The organism is Nocardiopsis lucentensis DSM 44048 (genome assembly GCF_000341125.1).
Lineage (GTDB): Bacteria > Actinomycetota > Actinomycetes > Streptosporangiales > Streptosporangiaceae > Nocardiopsis > Nocardiopsis lucentensis.
The window spans coordinates 6,281-16,311 of the sequence record NZ_ANBC01000249.1 but is presented as its reverse complement, the minus strand read 5'-3'; the positions used below and the strand labels follow the sequence as shown (position 1 = coordinate 16,311).

Genomic DNA, 10,031 nt, shown 5'->3' with positions numbered 1-10,031 from the left:
GCCGACCCCGCCGATGAAGTGGTTGAGAGCTCCCGGCCCCTCGGCGTAGGTCAGCGAGTGCCCGACGAGCACCCACAGGACACTGACGATGGCGATGCTCGCGAAGCTCATGAGCATCATGTTGAGGACGCTCTTGGCCCGCGACATGCCTCCGTAGAAAAAGGCCAGGCCCGGGGTCATGAGCATCACCAGCGCGGCGCTGACCAGCAGCCACGTGGTGTTGCCAGAGTCAATCATTTCGTCGCCTCCGTAGGACGGACGGGGGATGGTCGTGCAGGGGCGGCGTCAGCGAGCGCATCATCGGGCCGTGCGGATCACCACGGACGCCACTGTCCGACCTGGGTGTTTCTCGTCCTGAGCCGACATGTTGCGCGCGTGTAAAAGGACAGCCAGGAGTGTTAAGGAGGCGTGAACCGATGGATCGTTCCACGCGAACGATCGCGTGCCGGCACGAATCCACCACCACACGACGCACGAAGAGTAATACTCCGAACACTCCTTGCGACATATCGGGGTGATCTCACAACGGTAACGAACCTCACGACAGGTCGTTCCCTCCGGTGTTGCGACCGGGTTTCCACGACATGACGTCGGTCACACCCCCGGACACGGCGACGGCCGGGCCCCGTTCGGGGTACCCGGCCGTCCGGTGCCTCGGATGTCCTCCGCGCGCTCAGTCCGTGGCGAGGATGGCGTCCACGAAGACCTCGGGGTCGAACGGGGCCAGGTCGTCGGGCCCCTCGCCCAGTCCGACGAGCTTGACGGGCACGCCCAGCTCGCGCTGGACCTGCACGATGATGCCGCCCTTGGCGGTGCCGTCCAGCTTGGTCAGCGCGATCCCGGTCACGTTGACGACCTCGGCGAACACGCGCGCCTGGCGCAGCCCGTTCTGGCCGGTGGTCGCGTCGAGGACCAGCAGGACCTCGTCCACCTGCGACTTCTTCTCGACGACCCGCTTGACCTTGCCGAGCTCGTCCATGAGGCCGGTCTTGGTGTGCAGGCGTCCCGCGGTGTCGACGATGACCGTGTCCGCGCCGTCGTCGATCCCCCGGGAGACGGCGTCGAAGGCGACACTGGCCGGGTCCGCGCCCTCCTCCTTGCGCACGACCGGGGCGCCCACCCGGCTGCCCCAGGTCTGGAGCTGCTCGGTGGCGGCGGCGCGGAAGGTGTCGGCCGCGCCGAGCACGACGCTGCGGCCGTCTCCCACGAGTACGCGGGCGAGCTTGCCCGTGGTCGTGGTCTTACCGGTGCCGTTGACGCCCACGACCATGATCACGGCGGGGCGGTCCCCGTGCGGCGCGGTGCGCACCGCGCGGTCGGTGTCCGCGCCGATCTGGTTGAGCAGCTCCTCGCGGAGCATGGCGCGCACCTCGTCGGTGTCACGGGTGCCGAGCACCTTCACCCGCGTGCGCAGGTGGTCGACGATCTGGGCGGCCGACGTCACACCGATGTCCGCGGTGATGAGCGTGTCCTCGATCTCCTCCCACGTGTCCTCGTCGAGGGTGTCGGAGGACAGGAGGTTGAGCAGTCCCTGCCCGAAGGAGCTCTGCGAACGGGCGAGCCGGGCGCGCAGGCGCACCATCCGGCCCGCGGACGGCGGAGGCGTCTCCAGCTCCGGCTCGGCGGGCTTGACGGCCTCCTCCTCCGCGGGAGGCGCCTGCGCGGGAGGCGTGGCGACCGCCTCGGCGCTTCGGTCGCGGTCCTCCACGGGAGCCGCCGTCGGGGGTTCCCCGGTGGCCTCGGGCTTGGTCTCCTCCTTGCCCGGCGCGACCGAGCGTCGGGACACGACCAGGAAGGATCCGCCGACCACCAGGAGCGCGACGACGATGATCAGGATTGCGAGCAAGGTGATGTCCATAGCGGACTCAGTATTACAGAGCGTCCGCGGTGGTCGCCGGGCCTCCCTCCGGCGGGGCGCGTCAGGTGGTTCTGTGGCGGGTGGTGCGCAGGATGACGAGGAAGAAGGGCGCGCCGAGGAAGGCCGTGACCACGCCGAGGGGCAGCTCCGCCGGAGCCACCACCGTGCGGGCGACGATGTCGACCAGGACCATGAACGCCCCGCCGAGGAACACGGTCACCGGGAGGATCGCCCGGTAGTTGGAGCCGACGAGGCGGCGTACGACGTGCGGGACGACGATGCCGACGAAGCCGATCAATCCGCTCACCGCCACGGCGGCGGCCGTGGCCAGCGACGCCGCACTGATGACGACGATGCGCACCGCCCCCGGGTTGAGCCCGAGGCTCACCGCCTTCTCGTCGCCCAGGGCGAGCATGTCCAGCAGGTAGCCGCACAGGAGCAGGACCATCAGGGAGACCACCGCGTACGGGGCGACCAGTCGGACGTCGTCCCATCCGCCGCGCCCCAGCCCGCCGAGCAGCCAGGAGAAGATCCGCAGCAGTTTGTCCCCGCCGATCTGTTGGGTGAGCGTCTGGGCGGCGGACAGGAACGACGACACCGCCACACCCGCGAGAACGAGGGAGGCGGTCCCGCCCCCGCCCGCGGCCGACCCGAGTGTGTAGGCCGCCGCCACGCCCAGCAGGGCGCCGACGAAGGCCGCCACGGGGACCAGTGCCCGGGGCGTGTCGGTCAGCTCCTGACCGAAGACGATGACGAGCGTCGCACCGAGCCCCGCGCCCGCGGCGGCGCCGAGCAGGTACGGGTCGGCCAGGGGGTTGCGGAACACCCCCTGGTAGGCGCCGCCCGCGGTGGCCAGGAGCGCGCCGACGACGACGCCCATGACCACCCGGGGCAGGCGGAGTTCGACCAGCGGCCCCCCCTGCCGGTCGGTCAGCGGGCTCTCGGCCTCCGGGGAGGCGAGACTGAGCAGGTGGCGGACGATGTCGGCCGCGGAGATGTCCGCCGCGCCCGCCGTGACCCCGAGGAGGACCGAGGCGACGAGCAGCGCCAGACCGCCCGCCATCCACCCGAGCGGAAGTCCGAGGGGCCGCCCCGCGACGGGGCGGGACCCCCTCGGCCGGCGCCCGCCACCCGCGGACGCCTCCGGCTCGGCCTCGCCGCTCACCTAGGCGCCGGCGTTCTCGGTGACCGCCGCGCCGACCGCCTCGGCGAAGTCGACCACGCGCGGGCCCCAGCGGGAGGCGACGTCCGCGTCGAGCTGGATGACGGCGTCGTTCCGGACCGCGGTGACCGTGTCGAACGCGGGCCGCTCGGTGACCGCGCCGACGGCGTCCTCACCCGCGTAGGACAGGAAGATCAGGTCCGGGTTCTGCTCGACGACGAACTCCTGGGACAGCTGCGGGTAGCCGCCCGCGGTGCCGTCGTCGGCCTCGTCGGCGATGTTGACCAGACCGAAGGAGGAGTAGATCTGGCCGACGAAGGTGTCGGAGGTGGCGGAATAGAGGGTGTCGTCGAGCTCCTGGTAGAAGGTGAGCTCGGTGTCGCCGACCTCGGCTCGCACGTTCTCGACGACCTCGTTGAACTCGGTCTCGACACGCTCGGCCTCGGCGTCGGCCTCCTCGGACATACCGGTGGCGTCGCCGAGCAGGCGGATCTGGTCGTAGACGTCCTCCATGCCGGTGGCGGCGTCCACGGTCAGGACCGGGACGTCGACGGCCTCCAGCTGCGGGACGGTCTCCTCGGCGCTGCGGGCCAGGATGACCAGGTCGGGGTCGTACTCGACGATCGCCTCGACGCTGGGGGTGAACCCGCTGAGGTCGGTGGTGGGCGCCTCCGCCGGGTAGTTGGAGTACTCGTCGGCCGCCTCGACCAGGTCGCCCGCGCCGATGGCGAAGAGCATCTCGGTGTGGCTGGGCGACAGGGAGACGATGCGCTCCGGGGCCGCGTCGAGGGTGACCTCGCCGAGCGCGTCGGTCAGGGTGACCGGGAAGGCGCCGTCACCGGCCGGCGCGGTGTCCTGGTCGGTCTCGGGGGCCGGGCCGCCGCACGCGGTGAGGGCGAGCGTGGCGCCGAGGAGTGCGAGGGGAAGTCTGCGTGCGATCCGCACTGTGCTCCTTGGTCGGGCAGGGGGAAGGGGAGCACGGCCCACGGGGGACGGCCTGTCCTTCCCACGAGGACGGTTCGTCGGTGCGGACGAGGCGACCTGGCTCATCCCCGCGCGGGCGGGGCCTCACAGTTGCGGGACAGCACCGGATTGGGCGGCCGGGGGCCGCGTGACCGGACTTCGCTCGATCCACACCGCCGGGGCACCAACGGTGACCCGACTCCACCACTGTACTCGTGAGCTTTTCGTCCCTGTTCAGTACCTAGAGTCCCGTTTTTCCACCCTCCCCTGACGTGGAACGGGACCGGCAGACCGACTCCATCACAGCCCGAGGGTGACCTGCACCCCTTTTGTCGGTTTGATTAATAAAAGCCTTGCCTGTCCGATTTGTTGATCTTTGAGAAAAATAGTGCTGCTAGTTCAATTCATTCCCTCGTGTGGCCAAATCGAGTCTCGGGGAACATTGACACTTTTATGACTCACGGCAATGATCTCGGTGCTATGTGCGTCGAAAAACCGATAACGGACACTCCACGGGCTATCCCTCGGTACACGCCAATCCGTCACCGTGCGGATGGTCCGTTCCCCCCGTGTTCCGCGGCGCACCGAGAAGGGATGTGTTGACAAGGTGGTATCCCACCGCTCGCACCTGGCGTCGCTCGCCGGGCTGACCCTGATAGCGGGACTCGTCACAGCCGCCCCCGCCAGTGCCGACGAAGGATCGGAGCTCGCCCCCCTCCACCCGGCCCCCAGCGCCGAGAACGGCGAGATGACCCACCAGGCCGAAGACCTGTGGTTCATCGAACTGGAGGGCCCCTCCAAGGCCGAGGGCAACTCCGAGGCCGCCGTCGAGGGCGAACAGCGCCGGTTCCGCGCCGAGGCCGAGGAGTACGGCCTGGCGTACGAGGAACGGCACGCGTTCGGCGAACTGTGGAACGGTTTCTCGGTCGAGATGGACGACGCCCAGGTCGGCGCGGCCCGGGAGATCCCCGGAGTGAACGCCATCTACCCGGTCATGCGCTACGAGGCCCCCGAACCGGACCGGTCCGAACCCGACATGGACACCGCGCTGAGCATGACCGGCGCCGACATCGGCCAGAACGAACTCGGCCTGACCGGCGAGGGCCTGCGCGTCGCCGTCATGGACACGGGTATCGACTACACCCACCCCGATCTCGGCGGCCCGGGCGGCTTCCCGAACGACCGCATCGTCACCGGCCACGACTTCGTCGGTGACGACTTCAACGCCGCCGACCCCACCAGCACCCCCGTCCCCGACGAGGACCCGCAGGACTGCAACGGACACGGCACGCACGTGGCCGGGATCATCGGAGCCGAGGGACAGGTCACCGGTGTGGCACCCGACGTGGAGTTCGGCGCCTACAAGGTGTTCGGCTGCACCGGGTCCACCACGGCCGACATCATGATCGCCGCCATGGAGCGGGCCCTGGCCGACGACATGGACGTGCTCAACATGAGCATCGGCTCCTCCCACAGCTGGCCCGGTTACCCGACCGCCGTCGCCTCCGACAACCTCGTCGACGAGGGCATGGTGGTCGTCGCCTCGATCGGCAACTCGGGCGACACCGGTCTGTACTCGGCCGGCGCCCCCGGCCTGGGCGAGAACGTGATCGGGGTGGCCGCCTACGACAACACCCACATCCGCGCGGCGTCCGTGGTCGCCAACCCGAGCGGTGAGGCACTTCCCTTCATGGAGATGGGCAGCGCCGCCGCGCCGCCCACCGAGGGTGAGACCGACGAGCTCGTCTACATCGGCCGCGCCTGCACATCCCTGGGCGACACCCTGGAGGGCGACCCCGCGGGCAAGACCGCGCTGATCGTGCGCGGGAACTGCACCTTCGCGGAGAAGTACGACACCGCGCTGGACGCGGGCGCCACCGGCGTCGTCATCTACAACAACGTGCCCGGCATGTTCGCCGGGGGCGGCATCACCGACCGGGGCGCGTTCTCCATCGGGATCTCCGACGAGGCGGGCGCCCACCTGACCGGGCTCCTGGAGGGTTCCGAACCGGTCACCCTCACCTGGACCGAGGAGACCGTCAGCACCCCCAACCCGACCGGCGGCCTGATCAGCTCGTTCAGCTCCTACGGCATGTCGCCCGACCTGGACCTGAAGCCCGACATCGGCGCACCCGGCGGCCTGATCAACTCCACCTACCCGATGGACCAGGGCGGGTACGCCACCATCAGCGGCACGTCCATGTCCTCACCGCACGTCGCGGGCGCCGTCGCGCAGCTCCTCCAGGCCCGTCCCGGACTGGCCGCCGACGAGGTGCGCACCGTCCTCCAGAACAGCGCCGACCCCAAGGCGTGGTGGGGCAACCCCGACCTCGGCTTCCTCGACAACGTCCACCGGCAGGGCGCGGGCATGGTGGACGTCCCCGGCGCCGTCCTCGCCACGACGACCGTCGCCCCGGGCAAGCTGGCTCCGGGTGAGACCCAGGAGGCGGTGACCGAGACCGTCACCATCACCAACGACGGCGACACCGAGGCCGCCTACGAGCTCAGCCACGAGGCGGCCCTCGGCACGCACGGCAGCACCTTCACCCCCTCCTTCAACGACGCCTTCGCCGACGTGGCCTTCGACGCCGACACGGTGACCGTCGGTGCGGGCGAGTCGGTGGAGGTCGAGGTGACCATCCCCCCGCCCGCCTCCGAACTCGACCAGCTGCTCTACGGCGGGTACGTCACCGTCACCCAGGTCGACGGCGAGACCTTCCGGGTCCCGTACGCGGCCTATGCCGGTGACTACCAGGAGATCGACGCCATGACCCCGATCACCGACGGGGACGGCAACGTGCAGGAGCTGCCCTGGCTGACCCGGATCACCGAGTGCGAGGTGTTCAACGGCCTGGACTGCGCCGCGTCCAACGGCGGCAGCTTCGCCCATCAGCCGGACGGCGCGACCTACTCCATGAGCTGGGTCGACGGCCTGCCCGACTACCCGTACGTCATCGCGCACTTCGACCACCACGTGACACGGTTGGAGATGCGCGTCATCAGCGAGCGCACCGGCCGCCCGGTGCACCCGCGCCGCAACGTGGCGGTGGACGTGACCAACGTCGGACGCAACGAGACGTCCACGGCGTTCTTCTCCTACGTCTGGGACGGGACGGTCAGCGACGAGCACCGGGCCCGCGAGGTCCGGGACGGTGACTACCGCCTGGAGGTCCGCGCGCTCAAGGCCCTGGGCGACGAGGACAACCCCGACCACTGGGAGACCTGGACGTCGCCGGTCATCACCATCGACCGGGGCTAGAGCGTGTTCGTTCTGGTCCTCCGCTTCGGACCGTGTCCGGACGCCCGAACGGCGACCCCCTGAGGTGACCGTTCCAAGCACAGGCGTTGGGCCCTTCGGGGCCGTCCTCCACGGGGGGGCGGCCCCTTCCCTTTCCTCTTTCCCGCACGACCGGCGCCCGACGGTGACAGCCGGGGCGGCCGACGTCGGGGTCGCGACGATCAGGACCCACGCCAGCCTGTGGATCCCGGTGTCGGCACAGGCCTCGTGGCCCCCGCTCCCGGCAACCAACACCGGCGCGCACGTCCCCGTCAGCCCCGAAGGCGACCGGGGTCCGGTGAACGAGGTGCCCAAGAGCCACACGGTCCCGACCATGCGGAAGGGGAGAGGGGCGATGACGGGCCTGAACTCCGCGCGATCGCGGAGCCGAGCGCCCAAACCTTCGGTCAGGCCGGGCGGTCGAGCTTCTGGCTGATCACCTGGGAGATGCCGTCCCCCTGCATCGTGACGCCGTAGAGGGCGTCGGCCGCCTCCATGGTGCGTTTCTGGTGGGTGATCACGATGAGCTGGGACGACTCCCGCAGCTCCTCGAAGATCACCAGCAGCCGCTGGAGGTTGGTGTCGTCCAGCGCGGCCTCGACCTCGTCCATGACGTAGAACGGCGACGGCCGCGCCTTGAAGATCGCGGCCAGGAACGCCACCGCCGTCAGCGACCGCTCGCCGCCCGACAGCAGCGACAACCGCTTGACCTTCTTGCCCGGGGGACGGGCCTCCACCTCGATACCGGTGGTCAGCATGTCCTCGGGTTCGGTCAGCAGCAGCCGCCCCTCGCCGCCCGGGAACAGGCGGCCGAAGATCGCGGCGAACTCGCGCTCCACATCGAGGTAGGCGGAGGAGAAGACCTCCTGTACCCGCGCGTCCACCTCCTGCACGATCTCCAGCAGGTCCCGACGGGTCTGCTTCAGATCCTCCAGCTGCGCGTTGAGGAACGCGTGCCGCTCCTCCAGCGCCGCGAACTCCTCCAACGCCAACGGGTTGATCTTGCCCAGCTGGTTGAGCTGACGCTCCGCGCTCCGGGCTCGCTTGACCTGCACATCGCGCACGTACGGCGCCGGTTCGGCGTCCTCGGCGGCGTCAGCGGGCGGTGGTACCGGCACCTTCGGCCCGTACTCGGCCACGAGCGTGGCCACGTCCACGCCCATCTCCTCCACGGCCTTGGTCTCGAACTGCTCCAGACGCATCCGCCGTTCGGCCCGAGCCACCTCTCCGCTGTGCGCCGAGCTGGTGAGCTTCTCCAACTCGACCGACAGCTCCCGCACCCGGGCCCGCACCGTCCGCAGTTCGGCGTCGCGTGCCTCCTTCGCCGCCTCGGCCGCGGTCCGCTCGGTCTCGGCGGCGGCCAGGGACACCCGGATCCGTTCCAGGGCCAGGCGGGCGCTCTCCGCGACCGCCTCCGCGATAGTGGCCTGGGCGGCGCGGGTCCTCCTGCGCTCGGCGGCCCGCTCCACGGCGCGGCGCTCCTCAGCGGCCTGGGCACGCAGGGCCTCGGCCCGCCCGGCGACGGAGCGCGCACGCTCCTCGGCGGTGCGCACCGCCAGGCGCCGCTCCATCTCCGTGGCACGGGCTCGGGAGGCCTGGGTGGAGAGCGCGTCACGGGTCTCGGGCTCAGGGGCGTCCTCCTCGATGGAGGCGGCCATCTCCTCGGCCTCGGCCAGTTCCTCCTCCAGACGGTCGAGCTTGTCCGCGTCCTCGCCCCGAGAGGTGGTCGCCTTGGCCGCGGCCGCGGCGTAGCGCTCGGCCTCCGCCTCAGCGGACCGCGCCTGACCGGCGAGTTTGCCCAGACGCTGAGCGGACTCGTTGCGTTTGCGGTCGCTCTGCCTGCGGCGGGCGGTGAGCTCCTCGGCGCCCTCGGCCAGTTCGGCGCGTTCGCGCTTCTTGGCCTCCAGGTCCGCGGCGGCGCGCTTGGCGGTCTCGGTGGCCGTCTCCAGGCGCTCGGCCGCCTCATCCACCGCGGCCTGGACCTCCAAGAGGCTGGGCGCGGCCGCGGAGCCCCCGTGGACGAGCGCCGCGCCGAACACATCGCCGTCCGGTGTGACCGCACGGACTCCGGGGACGGTGTCGACCAGGAGTCGGGCGTGGTCGGCGTCGCTGGCCAGGGCGGTCCGGTCGAGCAGGGCTGTGACGGACCCGCGCAGGTGGTCGGGGGCGACCACCGCGTCGACGGCGTAGCGCGCCCCCTCCGGAAGGGCGGGCCACTCCTGCCGGGGCGGAGCCGGCACCGCGCCCGCGACCACGATCCCGGCGCGGCCCGCGTCCCGCTCCCTGAGCAGGCGGACGGCGTCCGCGGCCGATTCCGGGGACGCCACGGCCACGGCACCGGCCGCCAGTCCGAAGGCGGCGGCGACGGCGGTCTCCTGGCCGGGGTCCACCTGGACGAGCGCGGCCAGGCTGCCGAGCAGGCCGTCCGGGGCGGCCTCCAACAGGGTGCCCGCGCCGTCCTTGTGCGCGAGCCCGAGTTCGAGCGCCTCCTTCCGGGCGGCGAGCGCGGACCGCTCCCGCTCCGCCGCGCGTTCGGCGTCGCGAAGCTCGTTGAGCTCGGCCTCGACCGCCGACAGCAGCCGCGCGGTCCGCTCCTGGGCGGTGTCGATCTCGGCGTCACCCTCGTCCAGACCCGCGGACTCCTCGGCCGCCATCTCGTACTCGGTCTGGGCCCGGGCCGCACGCTCGGCGGCCTGCCGGGCGGCCTCCTCCAACCGCGCGATCTCGGCCTCCCCCTCACCGAGCCGACCGCGCAGGCTCTCCACGCGCGC

At 71.1% G+C, this 10,031-nt stretch carries 4 protein-coding genes and 2 pseudogenes (1 of these 6 cut by a window edge); 1 reads left to right on the top strand and 5 read right to left on the bottom strand.

Annotated features, from left to right (window positions below):
• From D471_RS33530 to D471_RS0108420, 4 genes and pseudogenes are all read right to left on the bottom strand, one after another.
• Positions 1 to 237: pseudogene (locus D471_RS33530) on the bottom strand (ammonium transporter); the annotation flags it as partial.
• Positions 238 to 673: 436 nt separating this feature from the next.
• Positions 674 to 1,858, bottom strand: coding sequence for a signal recognition particle-docking protein FtsY (gene ftsY / locus D471_RS0108430; RefSeq protein WP_017598210.1), 1,185 nt, complete (start codon positions 1,856 to 1,858; stop codon positions 674 to 676).
• A 61-nt stretch (positions 1,859 to 1,919) separates the two neighbouring features.
• A complete protein-coding gene (locus tag D471_RS0108425; RefSeq protein ID WP_026127533.1) occupies positions 1,920 to 2,921 on the bottom strand; it encodes a FecCD family ABC transporter permease in 1,002 nt (333 codons plus the stop codon).
• Between the two features lie 102 nt (positions 2,922 to 3,023).
• Positions 3,024 to 3,965, bottom strand: a complete 942-nt coding sequence (locus tag D471_RS0108420; RefSeq protein ID WP_017598208.1) for an ABC transporter substrate-binding protein — start codon at positions 3,963 to 3,965, stop codon at positions 3,024 to 3,026.
• Positions 3,966 to 4,590: 625 nt separating this feature from the next.
• Here D471_RS0108420 and D471_RS0108415 point away from each other — a divergent pair.
• Positions 4,591 to 7,242 (top strand): S8 family serine peptidase, encoded by a 2,652-nt coding sequence (locus D471_RS0108415; RefSeq protein WP_017598207.1) that lies wholly within the window; start codon positions 4,591 to 4,593, stop codon positions 7,240 to 7,242.
• A gap of 425 nt (positions 7,243 to 7,667) precedes the next feature.
• On the opposite strand, the pseudogene smc reads toward D471_RS0108415, so the two are convergent.
• Positions 7,668 to 10,031 (bottom strand): annotated as a pseudogene (smc, locus tag D471_RS33525) (chromosome segregation protein SMC); it runs 1,154 nt beyond the window's last position.